The sequence below is a fragment of the Spirillospora sp. NPDC048823 genome, assembly GCF_043198445.1.
GTDB lineage: Bacteria > Actinomycetota > Actinomycetes > Streptosporangiales > Streptosporangiaceae > Spirillospora.
Window position 1 is genome coordinate 85,005 of the sequence record NZ_JBICUT010000019.1, and the last position, 19,375, is coordinate 104,379.

The window sequence follows — 19,375 nt, forward strand, 5'->3', positions numbered from 1 at the left end:
CTGGCGTGAAGGGTCTGGGAGAGCTCGAACGCACGGTCATGGAGGTTCTGTGGGCGCGGGAGGACGCCGGTCACCAGGCCGCGACCGCCCGTGACGTGAGCCGTGCGCTCGCCGGCGACCGTGACCTCGCGCACACCACCGTCATGACGGTGCTGGACAGGCTCGCCAAGAAGGGCTTCCTCGAACGCGAGCGCGACGGCCGCGCATGGCGGTACCACCCGATGGCGAGCCGCGAGATGTACGTGACCGAGCTGATGCTGGGCGCGCTGAACGAGACGGGCGACCGCGACGCGGCGCTCGCCCACTTCGTCCGGTCGGTGTCGCGGGACGAGATCGACGTGATCCGGGAGACCCTCGCGGGTCTCACGAGCAAGGAACCACCGGCATGACCGGCACCGCCCTGCTCGCATTGATCTCCCTGGGGACCGTCGGCGGGGCGCATCTGCTGTCCCGGGCCCGGTGGACGTGGCGGACGCCGCGCACCGGCATCGCCCTCTGGCAGGCCCTCGGGCTCTGCTGGGGCGTCGCCACGATCGGGGCGCTGCTCGGCCTCGCGCTGCTGCCGTACGGCAAGGGCGTCCTCGGCGGGCTGCCCGGCCTGTACGACGACCAGGCCGCCCGGCTCAACCCGGTGCAGGTGTCGGCGCTGCTCGCCGCGATCAGCCTCACCGGCGTCCTGCTGGTCATGCTCATGTACGCGGTCGTGCGGGTCGTGCGGGCCCGGCGGCGGCACCGGGCACTGCTCGCGCTGGTGTCGCGCAGGGACTCGGCCCTGCCCGGAACGCTCGTCCTGGACCATCCCGGCGCCGCGGCGTACTGCGTGCCGGGCGTCCGCTCGTCCAAGGTCGTCGTCAGCGCCGGGACGCTGGAGCTGCTCGACCGCGGCGAGCTCGCCGCGGTGCTCGCGCACGAGCGCGCCCACGTCCGTGAGCGTCACGACATCGTGCTGCTGCCGTTCGCGTCGCTGCGGCAGGTGTTCCCGCAGTTCCGGCTGGTCGCGCGGTGCCTGGACGCGGTGGAGCTGCTGATCGAGATGGCCGCCGACGACCGGGCCCGCTCGGGCCGGCCGCCGCGCGACCTGGCGACCGCGCTGCTGCGGTTCGCCGCCGCGAGCCCGGCCGCCGCGCCGTCCGGCGCGCTCGGCGTCGCGACCCACGGGAAGATCCCGGTGATGGCGCGGGTGAACCGGCTGCTGGAGCCGGAGCCGCTGCCCCGCAGGACCCGTGCCGCCGCCATCGTCGCCGTCCCGGTCATCGCCGGCCTCCCGCTGCTACTCCTCGTCCTGCCGCACTAGCCGCCGTACCGGCCGTCGTACTAACCGGACAGGACGGTCCCGTAGAGGCGGGTGACGTGCAGGCGGATCACGAGCCGCCGGTCCTTCACCATCTGCTCGAGGAAGGCCCGCTCGTCCGCCGGGTCGTCGAAGCCGGGGGTCATGGCGAGCAGTTCCCGCCCGGCCGCGTCGCCGGGCTTCTCGGTGACGTCGGACAGTTCGGCGGTGCCTTCGGCGACGGCGAACGACATGTGGTCGGCGCTGGACGCGTGGAGCGCGGCGCGCGGGTCGTCGCGGAGCTGCCTCACCTTCGCGCGGCCGGCCGTCGTGGAGATCCGGACGGTGCGTTCGGCGGGGTCCCAGGCGTAGACGACGGTCGAGACGTGCGGGTGGCCGTTCTTCTTGTTCGTGGCCAGAACGGCGAACTGCTGCTCGCCGAGCAGCCGTGCCAGCTCGTCCTCCGTGATGGGCTTGGGGCCGGGTCCCTGTCCGGGGCCGTACTCGGTCATCGTGATCTCCTTCAGGCTTTCGTGGTGGTGGGCGCGGTGGTGGTGGGCGCCGGGGCGTCCACCGGGGGTCTCGGGTGGCGCAGGACGAGGAGTGCGACGGCGAACGCGGTGGCGAGCAGGCCGGCCGAGACGCCGAACGCCAGGTGGTAGCCGCCGGTGAGGGCGGCGGCGTCGCCGTGCCCGCCGGCCCGCAGGTTCTCGATCCGGGAGGCCGCCAGGGTGGTCATGACCGCGACGCCGAGCGCCATCCCGACCTGCTGGACGGTGTTGAACAGCCCGGACGCGAGGCCCGCGTCGTCGGGGCGGGCGCTGGACATGCCGAGCGCGGTGAGCGACGGCAGGACCAGTCCCGCGCCCGCGACCAGCAGGAACACGGGGAGCAGGTCGGTGGCGTAGTCGGCGTCCACCGGCACGGTCGTGAGCAGGAGCATCGCGGCCGTCAGGAGCAGGAGCCCGGCCATCAGCACGAGCCGTTCGCCGACGCGGTTCGCGAGCCGCGCCGACACGAACAGCGAGACCGCGCCGATCGCCACGGCCGCCGGGAGCATCGCGAGGCCGGTGTCGAGCGCGCCGTACCCGAGGACCTTCTGCATGTAGAGGGCGACGACGACCTGGAACGAGAACATCGCCGACAGCGTGAGCAGCTGGACGAGGTAGGCGCCGGACACGTTGCGGGAGCGCAGGATCCGCAGCGGCATCAGCGGGGTCGCGGCGGTGGCCTGGCGGACGGCGAACCCGGCGAGCAGGGCGAGCGCCGCCGCGCCGAGCCCGAGGGTGTGCGCGGACGGCCAGCCGTACCGCTCGACCTTGACGACCGTGTAGATCCCGAGCATCAGCCCGGACGTGACGAGGAGCGCCCCGGCGAGGTCGGCGCCCGCGGACAGGCCGAGCCCGCGGTCGCGGGGCAGCGCCGGGAGGGCCAGCGCGATCGTGGCGAGCCCGATCGGCAGGTTGATGAAGAAGATCCAGTGCCAGCTCAGCGCGTCGGTGAGGACACCGCCGAGGACCTGGCCGATGGACGCGCCGGCGGCGCCGGTGAAGCTGAAGATCCCGATGGCCTTGGCGCGTTCGCGGGTGTCGGTGAACAGGGTCACGAGGATGCCGAGGACCACGGCGGAGGCGAGCGCGCCGCCGACGCCCTGCAGGAACCGTGCGGCGATGAGCAGGCCGGACGAGGTGGCGGCGCCCGCGAGCAGGGACGCGGCGGTGAACACGGCGTTACCGGTCAGGAACAGCGTTCTGCGGCCGACGAGGTCGCCGAGCCGTCCGGCGAGCAGCAGCAGTCCGCCGAGCGGGATCAGGTAGGCGTTCATGATCCAGCTGAGCCCGGCGGGGGAGAAGCCGAGGTCGTCCTGGATGGCGGGGGTCGCGACGGTCACGATGCTGCCGTCGAGGACGGCCATCAGCATCGTGGTGGACAGGACGCCGAGCGCCGCCCAGCGCGATCGGAGCGGGGAGCGCGGGGAGAGCACGGAGGGCATGGTCTTCTCCTGGTTCTGGGACACAGGCGAGACCGTAGCAGATAGTTTTGTTAGAGACGATCCTTGTCGGATCTATCTTGTCCGCTCGCGTGCCCGCCGCACCGGGTGCGCACTCTCCGACGGGGTCGCCAGATGCCCGGTGGCCAGGGTGTTCAGTGCGTCCAGGAACACCTTCCGCTCGTCCGCCGGGAGGGAGTCGAGGGCCGCCCGGTGGACGCCGTCCGCGATCTCCTGGCTGCGCGCCGCGACCCGCGCGCCCTCCTCGGTGACGGCGATGATCCTCGCCCGCCGGTCCCTGGACGACGGCCGGCGCTGGGCGAGGCCGGCCTTCTCCAGCGCGTCCACCGTCACGACCATCGTCGTCTTGTCCATGTCGCCGATCTCCGCGAGCTGGATCTGGGTGCGCTCCTCCTCCAGGGCGTGCACCAGGACGCAGTGCATCCGCGGTGTCAGCCCGATCTCGGCGAGTGCGGCCGTCATGCGGCTCCTCAGTACGTGGCCGGTGTGGTCGAGGAGGTACGACAGGTCGGGGCTCGTGCGGGCGGGCGACGTACGCGGGGCCATGGAGGTCATGCGTCCAGGGTACCCAATTTGGTTTTGTTCCAGATTATCCGGGAGCAGCTACATTTCGTCGTCTATTCTGGAGCCATGAAACGCACCGTGTGCCTGGGCTGGTGGCCGTCCTAGGACGGCCCTGAACCACGCACGCGATCGGGCCGTCCGCTGGACGGCCCTTTCTCTTCGGTGACAAGGCCCGTTCGGCGGGACGGCCGCCCCGATCCGACCGAGGAGAGAACCGTGGAGACCATCCCCGAAGCCCCGCCCGCCGCCGCGGCCGACGCCGCCGGCACCACCGCCGGCGCCGACGCCGAGTACCGAAGCCGCCGGCTGGAAGAACGCATCGCGGCCGACCCTGCCGCCTTCCGCGTCCTGACCGGCGACCGCCCCACCGGCCCGCTCCACCTCGGCCACTACTTCGGCACGCTCGCCAACCGGGTCCGGCTCCAGCGCGCCGGCGTCGAGCTGTTCGTGCTGGTCGCCGACTACCAGGTCCTCACCGACCGGGACATCGCCGACCACCTGTCCGAGCACGTCGAAGGGCTGGTCGCCGACTACCTCGCGGCCGGCATCGACCCGTCCACCGCGACGATCTTCCGGCACAGCGCCGTCCCCGCCCTGAACCAGCTCATGCTGCCGTTCCTGTCGCTGGTGTCGGTCGCCGAACTCCAGCGCAACCCCACCGTGAAGGACGAGATCGCGGCGTCGCGGCAGACGTCGGTCAGCGGGCTGATGTTCACCTACCCCGTCCACCAGGCCGCCGACATCCTGTTCTGCAAGGCGAACCTCGTCCCGGTCGGCAGGGACCAGCTCCCGCACCAGGAGATCACCCGGACGATCGCGCGCCGCTTCAACGAACGCTACGGGCCCGTCTTCCCCGTACCGGACGCACTGCTGTCGGCCGCGCCGGGCCTCCTCGGGACCGACGGCCGGAAGATGAGCAAGAGCCGAGGCAACGCCATCGCGCTGTCCGCCGGGCCGGACGAGACCGCCCGGCTGATCAGGCGCGCGGTGACGGACGGCGACCGGCACATCGCCTACGCGCCCGAAACCCGGCCCCAGGTGTCCAACCTGGTGCTGCTCGCCGCGCTCTGCCAGGACCGCGACCCCCACGACGTCGCCGCCGAGATCGGCGACGGCGGCGCCGCAGCGCTCAAGGAGGCCGTGACCGAGTCCGTCAACGAGTTCCTGCGCCCGATCCGCGCCCGCCGCGCCGAACTCGCCGCCGACCGGACGCACCTGCGCCGCGTCCTGGCCGAAGGCGACGAACGCGCCAACGCCGTGGCGGACCGCACCCTGGACGAGGTCAGGACCGCGATGGCCTCCTAGTGCGGGCCGATGCCGGCGAGGACGGCGGTCACCAGATCGTCCACGACGTCCACGGAGACCCCGTGCGCGATGCCCTCACCCTGGAACAGCACCGACAGGACCGACTCGTGGCACGCACCGACGATCATGGAGGTGGCCGCGTCCACCCGGGCGTCGGACGCGAGGCGGCCGAGGTCGCGCTCGGCCCGCAGGTAGCCGGCGAGCCGCTCGCGCCAGTCCTCGCCTCCTCCGCTCAGCGCCGCGAACCGGGTGAGGACCTCGGGGTGCGCGAGCAGGCCCGTCAGCGCCGGCAGCATCCCGTTGTGCAGGATCAGCCCGTGCTCGACGTAGACGCGCAGGTTCGCCTCGACCGTCGCGGCGCCGGGCTCGGGCAGCGGCGGCAGCGTGCCCTCCACGGACGCCACGCGCGCCCGCATCGCGTGGGCGAGCAGCTCCTCCTTGTCGGCGAAATGGTTGTAGAGCACGCCGTCGGCGACCCCCGCCGCACGCGCGATCGCCCGGACGGTCAGGCCCGCCGTCCCGCGCTCGGAGATCATCTGCTCGGCCGTGGCGATCAGATGCTCGCGCAGCGTCCGGTCGCCCGCGCGCAGCGCGGCCGCTTTTCGAGGTGACATCACCCCGCATCGTATTGAGCCGTCCGGAACCCGTGTGCGGCGAGTTCGGGCAGGAAGTCCCGGCCGGCGACGTCCTCGATGTGCCGGACGCCGGGTGGCGTCCCGTCCAGCCGCCGGACGACCATCGCGGCGGCCAGGCCCGTCGCCCGGCTCTGCCGCCGCCCCGCGAACGACCGCACCGACCCGCCGGACGCCACCGCCACCGCGAACCCGTCACCGCCCATGCGCACCCGGCGGAACACGGCCCGCACCGCGGCCAGGTCGCGGAACGGGACGAGACGCGGCAGCAGGGCCGTGAGGGCGCGGGAGTCCAGGCACAGGCCCGTCCGGACGCGCCCGGGGATGGTGTGCTGGTCGGAGAACGGGAAGCGGTACACGGTCCGGATGCCGTACGGCTCCGGGAACCGCATCCGCCACGATTCACCGAGTTCGCCGAGCGAGTCGAGCGTCCAGTCCACGGCGGACGGCCCGTGCTCGCCGGACCCCACCAGGACACCGATGTCGACGTCCCGGCCGCCGAATTCACGCGCCAGCAGGTTCGTGACGCCGGGGGCGAGGCCGACGCTCAGCACCGCCGTGGCCTTCCGCTCGGTCGCGAGCCCGTCGAGTTCCTCGATCCCGGACAGCACCTCATGCGACGCGGACACGTCGACGTAGTGGACACCCCGTCCGAGGACCGCCTCCGCGACGCGCACGTTCTCCTGCTCGGCGCACATGACCACGGCGTCGGCGTCGATGCGGTCCAGGTCGTCGCCGCGCAGATCGATCCGCATCGGGATCGCCCCGTCCACCGCGCGGGCCTTGGCGAGATCCCGGCCGGCGGCGACCACCTCCGGTACGTGCCCGAGCAGCCCGGCGACGACCTCGCGGCCGACCGCCCCGTACCCGCCGAGCACCACGACCCGCCTCATGCCCGTGCCGTCACCAGCCAGGCGGCGCCCTGCAGCCTGACGGCGCCGTCCCGCTCGAACGGCCGCATCGCCTCGGTGATGATGTCGACCAGTTCCTCGCTCTCGCCGTAGTTGTAGCGGATCGGCCCCCAGCCCGCGAAGAACTCGCCCGCGTCGCGCGCGTCCCGTCCTTCGATCTGCTCGGCCTTCACCGAGCGGCAGGCCACATTCCGGAAGCCGGCCCCCTCCAGGACCTCGTGGACGCGGTCCGGGTCCGACAACGACAGCGGCCCGTGATGCCCGATCGGGGACTCCTCCAGCGGCGGAAGGGCGGCCAGGACCGTCCCGATCTCGTTCTCGCTGATCGGCGCCATCGACAGGAACGCCAGGCGGCCGTCCTCGCGCAGCGCACGCCGGATGTTGCCGAACGCCACGACCGGGTCGGCGAAGAACATGATTCCGAACCGGCTGACCGCGACGTCGAAGCCGCCTTCGGGGAAGGGGTGGACCTGCGCGTCGCCCTGCTCGAACGCCACGTTCGTGACGCCCTCCTCCTCGGCGAGGGACCGGGCACGGTCGAGCATGGGCGCGGACAGGTCCACGCCCGTCGCGCCGCCGAGCCGGGCCCGGCCCGCCGCGAGCCGGGTGACCTGCCCGCTTCCGCAGCCGATGTCGAGGACGCGGTCGCGCGGTCCGATCGCCGCGCCCTCCAGCAGGAACCCGTTGAACCCGCCGTTCCCGGCGTCGTACCGGTCGTAGTGGTCGGCCCAGTGCCGCCCCTCGTACCCGTTCCACGCCTCGTACTGCGCGACGTTGACGATCTCCGCCTTGCCGTCTTCCATGTCCCCTCCTGTATGAACGTCTGTTCATGAACGTCTGTTCATAATGAGCGCTCAAAGGTCCGGCGTCAAGGCCGGGCGGTCGAGGGGATAGAACGGAATTATTTGTTCCCCTAATATGGGGTGCATGGAGACCACGGCACAGGCGCCCATGAGCGGGCGCAAGGCGCAGGCGGCGCGCAACGACGAACTCATCCGGGAGGCGGCGCGGGCGGTGTTCACCGCCGACCCGGGGGCGCCCATCTCGGCGGTCGCCGAACACGCCGGGGTGGGGATCAGCGCGCTGTACCGCCGCTACAAGAGCAAGGAGGATCTGCTCCAGAAGCTCGCCATCGACGGCATGGACCGCTACCTCACCCAGGTGACGGCCGCGCTGGACGACGACGGCGACGCATGGGACGCGTTCGCCGGGTTCATGCGCCGCTGCCTGGACATCGGCGCCGGCTCCCTGACGATGCGGCTCGCCGGGAGCTTCGACGTCACCGAGGACATGAGCCGCAAGGGGCAGGAGATCCACCTCGCGACGAAGCGGCTCCTGGAACGCACGCGGGAGGCGGGCGTGCTGCGTCCCGAGATCGAGGTCGGCGACATCTCGGTGATGCTGGAGTATCTGCACGGCATCCGCATCGGCGACGATGAGCGCATGAACCGGCTGCAGCACCGCTACCTCGCCCTGATGCTGGACGCGCTGCACCTGACGGACGGACAGGAACTGCCGGGCCCTGCGCCCACCTGGCAGGAGCTGCGGGGCCGTTATGACGACTGACGTACCGGTGCTGGGACGGCGGGAGCTGAACCGGGCGCTGCTGGCGCGGCAGATGCTCCTGGAACGGCGGGCGATGCCGGCCCTGGACGCGATCGAGCATCTGGTCGGCCTGCAGTCGCAGGCGCCCAACCCGCCGTACATCGGGCTGTGGAGCCGCCTCGCCGGGTTCGCCTTCGACGAGGTCGGGGAGCTGATGACCGGCCGCCGGGCGCTGCGGATCGTCCTCATGCGCGGGACGCTCCACCTGGTCAGCGCCCGCGACGCCCGCGCGCTGCGCCCGCTGACACAGGTGATCCTGGACAACCATCTGAAGACCAGGGCACGCGAACTCGACGGCATCGACCTGACCGCCCTCGCCGCCTCGTCGCGGGCCCTGCTGGAGGACGAGCCGCGCACCGACAAGGAACTGCGGACGATGCTGTCCGAGCGGTGGCCGGACGCGGACGCCGCGCTTCTCGGCTGGGCGGCTCGCTGCAGCCTGCCGCTCGTCCAGGTTCCCCCGCGCGGGATCTGGGGCGCCTCGGGGATGGCCAGGCACACGACCCTCGACGCGTGGCTCGGCGGACCGGTGGTGCCGGGCCCGTCCGTGGACGGGATGGTGCTGGACGAGATGGTGCTGCGCTACCTGGCGGCGTTCGGGCCGGCGAGCGTCCGGGACGTCCAGCACTGGTCGGGCCTGACGCGGCTCGGCGAGGTCGTCGAGCGGCTGATGCCCAAGCTCGTGGTGTTCCAGGACGAGAGGGGCCGGAAGCTGTACGACGTGCCGGAGGCGCCGCGTCCCGGCCCCGACACGCCGGCGCCGGTCCGGTTCGTGCCCGACTTCGACAACCTGCTGCTGTCCCACGCGGACCGGGCCCGGATCATCACCGAGGAGCACCGCAAGCGCGTCTTCACCGTCAACGGGATCATCCGGGCGACGTTCCTCGTGGACGGCTTCGTCCACGGCCTATGGAAGATCGAGAAGAAGCGCGGCGAGGCGACGTTGCACATCGACCCGTTCGCCCTGGTCCCCGGTCCCGAGCGCGCCGCGCTGGAGGACGAGGGCATGCGCCTGCTCGCCGCCGCCCACCCCGACGCGAAGTCCCACAAGGTCGAGTTCGGCGCCCCGTCCGGGTGACCGCCGGCGGGAGGCGTTGATCAGCCGGTGTCGCGGGCGCAGGGGGCCTCGTGGTCGGGGTCCAGGGCGTCGAGGAGGGCGCGGAGGGTGGCGCGGAACTCCAGCGTCTGCTCGCGGCTCAGGGGGTCGAACAGGCGGCGTCTGACCTCGGCGACATGGCCGGGGGCGGCCTCGACGAGGACGGCGTAGCCCTCGTCGGTCAGTTCGGCGATCGTGGTGCGGCGGTCGGTGGCGTGCTTGGTCCGGCGTACCCAGCCCGCCTCCTCCAGCCGGTTGACGGCGTGGGAGAGGCGGCTCGGGGACGAGTAGACGATCTCCGCCAGTTCGGTCATGGTCAGGGCGCGTCCGGGTGACTCCGACAGCATCGCCAGGATCATGTAATAGGTGTGCGGCATCCCGGAGTCGCGTTGGAGCTGGCGGTCGAGGGCCGTGTTGAGCAGGCGCGACGTCCACAGGAAGGCGCGCCAGGTCTCCTGCTCGTCGGCGTCGAGCCATCGTGTGTCCGTCATGTCCTCCAGCCTACCGAAATCGGTTGAGCACTCAAGACTTGAATGTTCAAGTATTCGGGAGTATCGTTGAATCCTCAAGTAAGGGGAGTGACATGACCCGGATGCCCGTTCTCTATCTCAGCCATGGAGCGCCGCCACTGGCCGACGACCCCGTGTGGATCGACGAGCTCGCCCGCTGGTCCGCCGGACTGCCGAAGCCGAAGGCGGTCCTGATGGTGTCCGCGCACTGGGAGAAGGCGCCGCTCAGCATCGGCGCGACCCGCCAGGTGCCGCTCGTGTACGACTTCTGGGGCTTCCCCGAGCGCTACTACAAGGTCCGCTACGACGCGCCCGGTGCCCCTGAACTGGCCGATGAAGTGCGCAAACTCATCCCCGGCATCCGCCAGGACGAGACGCGGGGGCTGGACCACGGCGCCTATGTGCCGCTGGTGGAGATGTATCCGGACGCCGACGTCCCCGTGTTGCAGATGTCCATGCCCACCCTTGAGCCTTCGCGGCTCTTCGAGGTCGGGCGGTCCCTCGCACCCCTGCGTGATCAGGGTGTCCTGATCGTCGGGAGCGGTTTCACCACGCACAACCTGCGAGAGATCGATATGGGGCTCCCATCGGACATCGCGCCGCCCGCGTGGTCGGCGGAGTTCGACGAGTGGGCGGAGAAGGCCGTGGCGGGCGGCGACGTCGACGCCCTGCTCGACTTCCGTGCCAAGGCCCCGGCGGCTCGCATCGCCCACCCGAGGACGGAGCACTTCGCGCCGCTGTTCATGGCGCTCGGCGCCGACGCGGAAACGCCCGCGGGACGCCGGTCCGTCATCGACGGCTACTGGTTCGGGCTGGCCAAGCGCTCGTTCCAGTTCGGCTGACCTGCCCGGCGGCCGGCTGATCCGTCCAGCGGCCTATTTGTCACGTTCCGTCCGAAAATGTCCTACCTGGGGTGTCAGTCGACCCGGGCGGCGCCGTTCATCGCCGCGGTGCCGTCCATCTGGGAGAACCCCGTGCGCCAGGACGGGACCTGCGGCTTCCAGCCGAGGCTCAGAGCCCTGGCGTTCGACACCGGACGGCCCGTCGTGGCGGCGTGCTTGCCGGCGCTCCCCGGCGTCGGCGCACCAAGCGCCGCGCTGTAGACCGGCAGCCAGTCGGCCGTCGTCGCCGGCTCGTCGTCGACGATGTTGACCGCGCCGGCGGGCCAGTCGAGCGCCGCCAGCGCCGCGGACGCCGCGTCGTCGGCGTGCACGAACGACGTCCACGCGGGCGCCAGGCGCAGGCTGCCCGCCCGCACCCGCTCGGCGATCGCACCGTCGGGCGCGTACCACGTCCCCGGCCCGTAGAGGGCGCCGTACCGCAGCACGACGCCGCGCGGCATCTCCGCGACGGCGTTCTCGAGCGCCGCGACGCCCGCGTACGGCGGCAGCGACGCGTCGAGCGGATCGACTTCGACGGCGGGCGCCTCTCCCGGCCGGTACAGCCACGCGATGCTCTGCGCGATCATGGTCTCGACGTCCGCGGTCAGGGCGGCCTCGACGAGGTTGCGGGTGCCCTCGATCCGCAGATGCGAGTTGGCTTCGAAGTCCTCGTCGCTGAGATCGGTGAGCTGGTGGATCACCGCGTCCGGACGCTCGGCCGCGACGGCCTTGCGCACGGCGGCGGCGTCGAGGACGTCCACGACGACCGGCGTGGCGCCGAGGTCGCGCAGCATCCCGGCACGGCCGGGCCGGCGCGTCGTCCCTGCGACCTCGTGGCCCGCCTGGACGAGCAGCGGGATCAGCCGGCGACCGACGACTCCGGTCGCTCCGGCGAGGAGAATCTTCAAGGGGGTACCTCCACGACTTTCACGCCTTTGTGGTCGTCTTGACAGCAGGATAGGCAGTCACTCTTTCAGTGGTCACGCCCGGCCTTCCGCATCGAACCCCCGCATCCTGGCCGGACGACGTCGGACGAGTCGCACCGCCCCCGGAGCCTCGTCCGCCATGAGCGTACCGCCGGGAACCGCCCGCATGCGTTTCGCGACCGGCCCGGGAGAGAATTCTTCTCCTCTGATGGGGTTCGGTCGCGGCGGAGGAACGGCGGACATGAAGATCACTCTTATCCAGGGCGACATCACCGAGCAGGAGGTCGGCGCGGTCGTGAACGCGGCCAACTCGTCCCTCCTGGGCGGCAGCGGTCTGGACGGCGCGATCCACCGCAGGGGCGGTCCGGAGATCCTGGACGCGTGCCGCCGGCTGCGCGCGTCGCACTACGGCGGCGGCCTCCCGATCGGCCAGGCGGTCGCGACGACCGCCGGACGGCTGCCCGCCGACTGGGTCATCCACACCGTCGGCCCGGTCTACTCCGCGTCCGACGACCGGACCGCCCAACTCGCCTCCTGCTACCGCGAATCCCTGCGCATCGCCGACGAACTCGACGTCGATTCCATCGCGTTCCCCGCCGTGTCGGCGGGCATCTACGGCTGGCCAGTGGACGACGCCGCCCGCATCGCCGTCGGCACCGTCCGCTCCGCCCCGACGAAGGTCACCGACGTCCGGTTCGTCCTGTTCACCTCCGACGCCTACGCCGCCTTCGAACGCGTCCTCGGCATGCCGTAGCCCACTCGGTCCGGGGCCCCGGTCAGTCCTCCTCCTTCGGGGGCGGCACGACCAGCGTCGGGCGCCGGACGTGATGAAGAACACGCGTGGAGACGCTGCCCAGGATCACCGACCGGGCGCCCGCCAGGCCACGCGACCCGGTGACGACCAGCGAGGCGTTCAGCTCGTCCGCGACGTCCACGATGGCGGCCCAGACCGGCCCGCCGCCGCGTTCGGCGCGCGTCGCCACCTCGGTCAGCCCGGCGGCGAGCGCGAGGTCGGCGCCGTGCTGCGCGAGCCGCTCGGCCTGCTTCTCCTCCTCGTACCGGTCACCCTCCTGCCAGGCGGCCACCGGCGTCGCGGCGGCGAGCGGCGCCCAGCTGATCTGCGCCAGCAGCGGCTCCCACACCGTCATGACCACGGCCGGCTCGGGCCTGACGTGCCGGGCCGCGAACTCGATCGCGGCCTGCGCGTCGTCAGAGCCGTCGTACGCAATGAGAATCGTCATACCGCTACACATCTCCGAGCCCGGCCGGGCTGAACGCGAACGCCCCGAGTAGTGCCCGATCTCACGTGCGGCGTCCGCCGTGGACGTCTTGGCTCAGGTCGTCGCGGGGGAACGGCCGGGGCCGGGCGGGCCGGCGAACGCCTGGGCGACGTCCAGCCAGCGGTCGGCGTCCGCGCCGGACGCGGTGAGGGCGAGGTCGTCGCGGTGGCGCCGCTGGGTGGCCAGGTGACAGAAGTCGAGCGCGGGGCCGGTGACCGACTGCGCCGCGTCCGGCGGACCCCACGTCCACTCCTCGCCCGCCGGGCCCTTCAGGACGACGCGGAACTCCTCGGCGGGCGGCTCAAGGCCGCGATTGCGGAACGAGAAGTCGCGGGTCCGGACGCCGATGTGGGCGACGTGCCGGAGCCGGTGCGTGGGCTCGCGCCGTTCGCCGAGCGCGTCGGCGACGTCCTCGCCGTGCGCCCATGTCTCCATGAGCCGCGCGGTCGCCATGGACGCCGCGCTCATCGGCGGCCCGAACCAGGGGAGGCGCGTGCCCGCCGGGACGGCGGCCAGGGCGCCGACCATGCGGCGCCGCCCGTCCCGCCAGCGGGCGAGGAGGCGGGCGGGGTCTTCGGCGGCGCCTTCCGCGGCCCCGGCCTCCACATAGCCGGCCGGGTCGGCCAGGGCCTCCTCGATGAGTTTCGCGAACGCGCCGGCGTCGGTCGCCGCGACGACGGCCTGGGCGTCCGTCCAGGCGAGGTGGGAGATCTGGTGCGCGATCGTCCAGCCCTCGGCCGGTGTCGGGCAGGCCCAGCGGGCGGCGGGCAGCGGCGCGACGAGGGCGTCGGCGGAGTCGCCCTCGGCGGCCAGGTCGGCGAGGAGGCTGTGCAGGTCCGGCATGCCGCAAGGATCTCGCGGAACGGTGCCGTCCGTCCAGAACGGAATTTCGTTCGGTCGAGCCGCCGCCGGTCGAGTTCCCTGCCGGTCGGGCCCCTGTTCAGTCGAGCAGGGCGCGGGCGGCGGCGTAGTCGGCCTTGCCGTTGGGCAGGCGCAGGCCGTGATCGGTCCGGACGAACGCCTTCGGGATCTTGTAGCGGGCCAGATGGACGGCGCATCCCGCCCGCAGCTCCTCGTCGCCCGAGGCCCCGGCGGGACGGATCACCGCGACGATCTCCGTCCCCCAGCGCTCGCTCGGACGGCCGACCACCAGCGCGTCCGTGACACCGGGCAGCCCCCGCAGGACGTTCTCGACCTCTTCGGCGAACACCTTCTCCCCGCCGGTGTTGATCGTCGTGGCCTCCCGCCCGTGGACCTCGACGGTTCCGTCCGCGAGCAGCCGCGCCCGGTCGCCCGGGACGACGAGCCGCTCGCCGTCCAGCATGCGGAACGTGGCCGCGGTCTTCGCCGGATCGCCGAGGTAACCGAGGGGGATCGAGCCGCCGCCCTTGGCCAGCCAGCCCATCTCGTCCTCGCCCGGCGCGAGGCGGCGCGACCGGTCGGCGCTGAGGACGGCCGTCCCCGGAGCCGGCATGAACGTCGTCGCGGACGAGCCGCTGCGGGCGACCTGGAAACCGGACTCCGACGAACCGAGGATGTCCACGATCCGGGAGTGCGGGAGGAGTTCGAGGAGCCGCCGCTTGACGGCGGGGCTGATGGCCGCCGCCGAGTTGACGAACGTCCGCAGGGAGCCGAGGTCGTGGCCGCGAGCCTCCAGCGCCTCGACGATCGGGCGGGCGAAGGCGTCCCCCACCAGCGGCATCCGGGTGACGCGCTCGCGTTCCGCCGTGGCCATCAGGTCGGCGGCGTCCAGGCCGTCCACCCGGTCGGGGAAGATCACGCACGCGCCTCCGCACCAGCCGCCCAGCGATGACCACGTCCCCGCGCCGTGCATGAGGGGCGGGCCGACGAGCACGCGGTGCTCGCTCCGGACGGCGATCTCGACGGCATCACCGAGATCGGTGACGGGGGAGCCGTCGCGGTGCCGCATTCCCAGCGGGCCGAGCATCAGGTCGCCGATCCGCCACAGCACGCCCTTCGGCATCCCGGTCGTCCCGCCGGTGTAGAGGATGTGCAGGTCACCGGCCTCGGGACGCACGTCCTGGAGGGGCTCGGAGGACGCCTGCGCGAGCGCCTCCTCGTAGTCCAGCGCGCCGGGCAGCAGCTCCTCGCCGGACTCGTCCGCCACCTGGAGCAGCAGCGGGGCCCGGTCGAGCCGCTTGACCACCCGTCCGATCACCGGCGCGAACCGGGCGTGGTAGATCACGCCCGCCGGGCGGGCGTCCCCGAAGAGGTGCGCCAGCTCGTCGTCCACGTACCGGTAGTTGACGTTGAACGGCGCGAGCCGGGCCTTGTGCGCGCCGACCAGGCCTTCCAGGTATTCCGGCCCGTTGTGCAGGTAGAGGGCGAGGTGATCGTGGGGCGACTCCCACGGCTCGGGCGTCCGCGCGCCGGACCCGTCGCCGTGCAGGCCGAGCCCGTTCCCGTGCAGGACGTTCGCCAGCCGCCGTGTCCGGTCGGACACCTCGCGCCAGGTCATCCGGCGGTCGCGCCAGACCAGGCATTCGCGGTCGGGGACGGCGGCGGCGATGGCCTCGTGCAGGGTCGCCAGGTCGAGCATCGGCACTCCTCGGGGGACGGTGTCGACAGCACCGTAACCACTGGCTTACCGAATCTCGTTCGGCGGGGTCGGGTTTTCGCGGGCGTACAAGGCATCGGGCGTACCAGGCATAGGGGGCGAGACGGAAGAATTACCCGGTGCCCCCAGTCAAGAAGCCGCGGGGCGAGGTGACCCGCGGCACCACCGCCCCCAACCGGCTGCGCCGCGTGGACCGCTGGATCACCGCCACCCAGACCGGCCCGCTGCGCTCGGCCCCAGCGCGCCGGGCCCAGCCGGGCCGGGACACCGCACCGCTGGCCGTCGATCTCGGCTACGGCGCCTCCCCGATCACGACGTTCGAGCTCTTCACCCGGCTCCGCGCCGTCTCGCCGCGCCTGGAGGTCGCCGGCATCGAGATAGACCCGGGCCGGGTCGCCGCCGGACTTGACTTCCTCGCCGCCCTCAGGGCGTCCGATGCCGGACGGGGCGCGGAATCCCGGCGCGACGACGACCCCTACGGCGGCCTGACGTTCCTGCGCGGCGGCTTCGAACTGCCGGTCGAGCGCCCGCCCGTCCTGATCAGGGCGTTCAACGTCCTGCGGCAGTACGACGAGCCCGCGGCCTGGCGCGCCTGGGACGAACTGCGCGCCCGCCTCGACCCGGCCGGCGTCCTCGTCGAGGGAACCTGCGACGAGATCGGACGCCGCGCGGTCTGGGTGACGCTCACCCCGGGCGGTCCGCGGACGATCACGTTCGCGGCCCATCTGCCGACGCTCGACCGCCCGTCCGCCCTGGCGGAGCGGCTCCCGAAGACGCTGATCCACCGCAACGTCCCCGGCGAGCCCGTGCACGATCTGCTCGTGGCGTTCGACCGCTGCTGGGCGGCCGCCGCCCCGCACTCGGCGTTCGGCCCGCGCGCCCGCTGGATCGAGGCGGTGACGCTGCTCGCCCGGACCCATCCCGTCCTCGCCCGCCCGCCCTACGGCGGCAGGCACCGCTGGCGCCTCGGCGAACTGACCCTCCCCTGGACGGCGGTCGCGCCCCGCCCCAGGTGAGCCTCTACTGCTCGCGGTGCAGCTTGTGGGGGGCGGCCTGCACGCGCGGCTGGACGTCGATGCGGTCGATGTTGACGTGCGGGGGACGGGTGACGGCCCAGGCCACGCAGTCGGCGACGTCCTCGGCGACCAGCGGCTCCGGGACGCCCTCGTACGGCTTGGCGGCCTTCTCCTCGTCCCCGTGGAACCGGACCAGCGAGAACTCCTCCGTCTTCACCAGCCCGGGGGCGATCTCGGTGATGCGGACGGGTTCGGCGACCAGTTCGAGCCGCATCACGTCGTTGACCGCGAAGGCGGCGTGCTTGGCCGCGTTGTAGCCGCCGCCGCCCTCGTACGGGACGTGCGCGGCGAGCGAGGTGACGTTGACGATGTGCCCGGCGCCGCTCTCGATCAGCTTGGGCAGCAGCGCCTTGGTCACGCGCACGAGACCGAGGACGTTGGTGTCGTACATCGCCTGCCACTCGCCCAGATCGGCGGTGGCGACGGGGTCGAGGCCGATGGCGCCGCCGGCGTTGTTGACCAGCACGTGGCAGCCGTCGATCGCGGCGGCGAGGGCGTCCACCGACTCCTGCGAGGTCACGTCCAGCGTGACCGAGACGACCTTGCCGGCGCCCGGCACGTCCTCGGCGATCTCCTTGGCGAGGGCGTCCAGCCGGTCCCGGCGCCGCGCGGCGAGCACGACGTTGAATCCCTCCGCCGCGAGGCGCCTGGCCGTGGCGGCCCCGATCCCACTGCTTGCTCCGGTCACTACCGCGGTCTTACGCATGGGACCAAGCCTCCCAGGCCCGCGGGGGCGGGGCGCCGGTGAGGTCGGTCACTGTGGCGAGAAGTGACGGTTGGCCCCCTTCCTGAGGGAACACCCAACGCGGTCGATAGGTTGCACTACCGGAGGTGGTGTCCGGTGTCGCGTCGTATCAACCGAGTTGCGACGGTCAGTGTTCATACTTCCCCCCTTGATCAACCCGGTACCGGCGACGCGGGCGGCATGAACGTCTACATCGTCGAGGTGGCCAAGCGCCTCGCCGCGCGAGGCGTCGAGGTCGACATCTTCACCCGTGCGACCTGCCGCGCCATGCCTCCCGTCGTCGAGCTGGCGCCGGGCGTCCTGGTCCGCAACGTCGTCGCCGGGCCGTTCGAGGAACTGGACAAGACCGAACTTCCCCGGCACCTGTGCGGCTTCACCTCCGGCGTCCTGCGCGCCGAGGCGGCACACGACCCCGGCCACTACGACCTCCTCCACACCCACTACTGGCTGTCCGGCCAGGCGGGCTGGGCGGCGAAGCAGCGCTGGGGCGTCCCGCTCGTCCACTCCATGCACACCATGGCCAAAGTGAAGAACGCCGCGCTCGCCGACGGCGACAAGGCGGAACCGGCCGAACGCGTCCTGGGCGAGGAACAGGTCGTCGCGTCGTCCGACCAGCTCGTCGCCAACACCGCCAAAGAAGCCCGCGAACTCGTCGACCTGTACGGCGCCGACCCGTCCCGCGTCGCGACCGTCAGCCCCGGCGTCGACCTCTCCCTCTTCCGCCCCGAATCGCCCCTGCTCGCCCGCGGCGCAGGCCTGCTCCCGCACCGGACCGCGCCCGCCCGCCGACGCCTCGGCCTGCCCCGCGACGCGTACGTGCTGCTGTTCGTCGGCCGCATCCAGCCGCTCAAGGCACCCGACGTCCTGCTCCGCGCCGTCGCCCGCATGCTGGCGGACGACCCGGCCCTGCGCTCGCAGCTCGTCGTCGCCGTCGTGGGGGGCCCGAGCGGCTCCGGACGGTGCCGCCCCGAGGGCCTGCAGAACCTCGCGGCCGAACTCGGCATCAGCGACGTCATGCGGTTCGAACCCCCGAGCCCGCAGTCCGAGCTGGCCGACTGGTACCGGGCCGCGGACGTCACCGTCGTCCCCTCGCACAGCGAGTCGTTCGGCCTCGTCGCCGTCGAGTCCCAGGCCTGCGGGACACCCGTCGTCGCGTCCCGCGTCGGCGGCCTGTGCACCGCCGTCGCCGACGGCGAGTCCGGCGTCCTGATCCGCGGCCACGATCCCGCCGACTACGCCGCCGTCCTTCGCCGCCTGCACGCCGAACCCGGCCTGCACGCCCGGCTCTCCCGCGGCGCCGTCCGGCACGGGCACAGCTTCGGATGGGACGCCACGGTCGACAACCTCCTCGATGTGTACAGCGGCGCCGTGTATACCGGTGCCATGTCGATTCCGGCGGTCCGGGCCGCACCCGTCACCGCGGAGGCCACAGCATGAGCGATGTGAACCGGGGGCGTCGTTCCCCGCGAGGAGCCAGGTGTGAATCAGGTTGAGACCATCCGGGAGACCCTGAAGGCCGCCGGGCTGGAGTTCGACGAACCCCGCGAGAACGCGTTCTTCGTCAAGCTCCCCGGACAGCACAAGCTCGCCACCATGACCTGGCTGATCGTCGGTGAGCACAGCCTGCACGTCGAGGCGTTCTTCTGCCGCCGCCCCGACGAGAACCACGCCGAGTTCTACCGCTTCCTCCTGGAGAAGAACGGCCGCATGTACGGGGTCGCGTTCGCCCTGGACGACGTCGGCGACGTCCACCTCGTCGGGAGGGTCGCCCTGGAGTCGGTGTCCCCGGACGAGATCGACCGTCTCCTCGGCTGCGTCCTCACCTACTCGGACGAGAACTTCGACAAGGCCCTCGAACGCGGGTTCAGAACGTCCATCCAGCGCGAATGGGACTGGCGCGTCAAGCGCGGCGAAAGCCTCGCCAACCTCCAGGCGTTCGCCTCCTTCGCCGACCCCGCCAACCGCGACCCCGCCGACGGCCGGTGA

At 72.3% G+C, this 19,375-nt stretch carries 22 protein-coding genes; 10 read left to right on the plus strand and 12 right to left on the minus strand.

The features are described from left to right. The first annotated feature begins 5 nt into the window (after nt 1-5). The gene (locus tag ACGFK0_RS32745) at nt 6-389 is read left to right on the plus strand and encodes a BlaI/MecI/CopY family transcriptional regulator (protein ID WP_392911978.1); all 384 of its coding nucleotides are present in this window, start codon (nt 6-8) and stop codon (nt 387-389) included. Continuing rightward, nucleotides 386-1,294 (plus strand): M56 family metallopeptidase, encoded by a 909-nt coding sequence (locus ACGFK0_RS32750; RefSeq protein WP_392911980.1) that lies wholly within the window; start codon nt 386-388, stop codon nt 1,292-1,294. Before ACGFK0_RS32745 ends, ACGFK0_RS32750 begins: the two co-directional genes overlap by 4 nt. 20 nt (nt 1,295-1,314) lie before the next feature. On the opposite strand, the gene ACGFK0_RS32755 is transcribed toward ACGFK0_RS32750, so the two are convergent. The 3 genes from ACGFK0_RS32755 to ACGFK0_RS32765 all read right to left on the minus strand — a co-directional run bounded on the left by ACGFK0_RS32755 (nt 1,315) and on the right by ACGFK0_RS32765 (nt 3,836). After that, complete coding sequence (locus tag ACGFK0_RS32755; protein WP_392911982.1) at nt 1,315-1,782, minus strand: pyridoxamine 5'-phosphate oxidase family protein; 468 nt, start codon at nt 1,780-1,782, stop codon at nt 1,315-1,317. An 11-nt stretch (nt 1,783-1,793) separates the two neighbouring features. Then, nucleotides 1,794-3,263: an MFS transporter gene (locus ACGFK0_RS32760; RefSeq protein WP_392911984.1), complete on the minus strand. Its 1,470-nt coding sequence runs from the start codon at nt 3,261-3,263 to the stop codon at nt 1,794-1,796. Nucleotides 3,264-3,335: 72 nt separating this feature from the next. Further along, on the minus strand, nt 3,336-3,836 hold the full coding sequence (locus ACGFK0_RS32765; protein ID WP_392911986.1) for a MarR family winged helix-turn-helix transcriptional regulator: 501 nt from the start codon (nt 3,834-3,836) through the stop codon (nt 3,336-3,338). Between the two features lie 234 nt (nt 3,837-4,070). Between ACGFK0_RS32765 and trpS the strand changes: the two genes are divergently transcribed. Continuing rightward, the gene (gene trpS / locus ACGFK0_RS32770) at nt 4,071-5,150 is read left to right on the plus strand and encodes a tryptophan--tRNA ligase (protein WP_392912144.1); all 1,080 of its coding nucleotides are present in this window, start codon (nt 4,071-4,073) and stop codon (nt 5,148-5,150) included. Here the strand turns inward: trpS and ACGFK0_RS32775 are convergent. Genes ACGFK0_RS32775 through ACGFK0_RS32785 form a run of 3 tightly spaced genes read right to left on the minus strand, consistent with a single transcriptional unit; the run spans nt 5,147 to nt 7,496 of the window. Continuing rightward, nucleotides 5,147-5,764: a TetR/AcrR family transcriptional regulator gene (locus ACGFK0_RS32775; RefSeq protein ID WP_392911988.1), complete on the minus strand. Its 618-nt coding sequence runs from the start codon at nt 5,762-5,764 to the stop codon at nt 5,147-5,149. The two genes, trpS and ACGFK0_RS32775, sit on opposite strands and share 4 nt — an antisense overlap. After that, nucleotides 5,764-6,675, minus strand: coding sequence for a saccharopine dehydrogenase (locus ACGFK0_RS32780; RefSeq protein WP_392911990.1), 912 nt, complete (start codon nt 6,673-6,675; stop codon nt 5,764-5,766). Before ACGFK0_RS32780 ends, ACGFK0_RS32775 begins: the two co-directional genes overlap by 1 nt. Further along, nucleotides 6,672-7,496, minus strand: a complete 825-nt coding sequence (locus ACGFK0_RS32785; protein WP_392911992.1) for a class I SAM-dependent methyltransferase — start codon at nt 7,494-7,496, stop codon at nt 6,672-6,674. The genes ACGFK0_RS32780 and ACGFK0_RS32785 overlap by 4 nt, the downstream gene beginning before the upstream one ends. 124 nt (nt 7,497-7,620) lie before the next feature. Between ACGFK0_RS32785 and ACGFK0_RS32790 the strand changes: the two genes are divergently transcribed. Next, on the plus strand, nt 7,621-8,259 hold the full coding sequence (locus ACGFK0_RS32790; protein WP_392911994.1) for a TetR/AcrR family transcriptional regulator: 639 nt from the start codon (nt 7,621-7,623) through the stop codon (nt 8,257-8,259). Next, a complete protein-coding gene (locus tag ACGFK0_RS32795) occupies nt 8,249-9,376 on the plus strand; it encodes a winged helix DNA-binding domain-containing protein (protein WP_392911996.1) in 1,128 nt (375 codons plus the stop codon). Before ACGFK0_RS32790 ends, ACGFK0_RS32795 begins: the two co-directional genes overlap by 11 nt. 20 nt (nt 9,377-9,396) lie before the next feature. Here the strand turns inward: ACGFK0_RS32795 and ACGFK0_RS32800 are convergent, their stop codons facing one another. After that, nucleotides 9,397-9,885 carry a MarR family winged helix-turn-helix transcriptional regulator gene (locus ACGFK0_RS32800; RefSeq protein WP_392911998.1) on the minus strand — a complete coding sequence of 163 codons (489 nt, stop codon included), beginning with the start codon at nt 9,883-9,885 and terminating at the stop codon, nt 9,397-9,399. Nucleotides 9,886-9,986: 101 nt separating this feature from the next. Between ACGFK0_RS32800 and ACGFK0_RS32805 the strand changes: the two genes are divergently transcribed. Further along, complete coding sequence (locus tag ACGFK0_RS32805) at nt 9,987-10,745, plus strand: dioxygenase (RefSeq protein WP_392912000.1); 759 nt, start codon at nt 9,987-9,989, stop codon at nt 10,743-10,745. A 74-nt stretch (nt 10,746-10,819) separates the two neighbouring features. Here the strand turns inward: ACGFK0_RS32805 and ACGFK0_RS32810 are convergent, their stop codons facing one another. Beyond that, nucleotides 10,820-11,692 (minus strand): NAD-dependent epimerase/dehydratase family protein, encoded by an 873-nt coding sequence (locus ACGFK0_RS32810; protein WP_392912002.1) that lies wholly within the window; start codon nt 11,690-11,692, stop codon nt 10,820-10,822. Between the two features lie 259 nt (nt 11,693-11,951). Between ACGFK0_RS32810 and ACGFK0_RS32815 the strand changes: the two genes are divergently transcribed. After that, nucleotides 11,952-12,464 (plus strand): O-acetyl-ADP-ribose deacetylase, encoded by a 513-nt coding sequence (locus tag ACGFK0_RS32815; RefSeq protein ID WP_392912005.1) that lies wholly within the window; start codon nt 11,952-11,954, stop codon nt 12,462-12,464. A 22-nt stretch (nt 12,465-12,486) separates the two neighbouring features. Here ACGFK0_RS32815 and ACGFK0_RS32820 read toward each other — a convergent pair whose 3' ends face one another. The 3 genes from ACGFK0_RS32820 to ACGFK0_RS32830 form a co-directional block, all read right to left on the minus strand. Then, nucleotides 12,487-12,951, minus strand: coding sequence for a universal stress protein (locus ACGFK0_RS32820; RefSeq protein ID WP_392912007.1), 465 nt, complete (start codon nt 12,949-12,951; stop codon nt 12,487-12,489). A gap of 93 nt (nt 12,952-13,044) precedes the next feature. Beyond that, nucleotides 13,045-13,833, minus strand: coding sequence for a TIGR03084 family metal-binding protein (locus ACGFK0_RS32825; RefSeq protein WP_392912009.1), 789 nt, complete (start codon nt 13,831-13,833; stop codon nt 13,045-13,047). 97 nt (nt 13,834-13,930) lie between these two features. Next, nucleotides 13,931-15,550: an AMP-binding protein gene (locus ACGFK0_RS32830; RefSeq protein WP_392912011.1), complete on the minus strand. Its 1,620-nt coding sequence runs from the start codon at nt 15,548-15,550 to the stop codon at nt 13,931-13,933. A 137-nt stretch (nt 15,551-15,687) separates the two neighbouring features. On the opposite strand from ACGFK0_RS32830, the gene ACGFK0_RS32835 reads away from it, so the two are divergent. Then, complete coding sequence (locus tag ACGFK0_RS32835) at nt 15,688-16,584, plus strand: class I SAM-dependent methyltransferase (protein ID WP_392912013.1); 897 nt, start codon at nt 15,688-15,690, stop codon at nt 16,582-16,584. A gap of 4 nt (nt 16,585-16,588) precedes the next feature. Here the strand turns inward: ACGFK0_RS32835 and ACGFK0_RS32840 are convergent, their stop codons facing one another. Then, nucleotides 16,589-17,350, minus strand: a complete 762-nt coding sequence (locus ACGFK0_RS32840; protein WP_392912015.1) for an SDR family NAD(P)-dependent oxidoreductase — start codon at nt 17,348-17,350, stop codon at nt 16,589-16,591. Between the two features lie 135 nt (nt 17,351-17,485). Between ACGFK0_RS32840 and mshA the strand changes: the two genes are divergently transcribed. Both mshA and ACGFK0_RS32850 read left to right on the plus strand, forming a co-directional pair. Beyond that, nucleotides 17,486-18,826, plus strand: coding sequence for a D-inositol-3-phosphate glycosyltransferase (gene mshA, locus ACGFK0_RS32845; RefSeq protein WP_392912017.1), 1,341 nt, complete (start codon nt 17,486-17,488; stop codon nt 18,824-18,826). Nucleotides 18,827-18,868: 42 nt separating this feature from the next. Then, on the plus strand, nt 18,869-19,375 hold the full coding sequence (locus ACGFK0_RS32850; protein WP_392912019.1) for a YbjN domain-containing protein: 507 nt from the start codon (nt 18,869-18,871) through the stop codon (nt 19,373-19,375).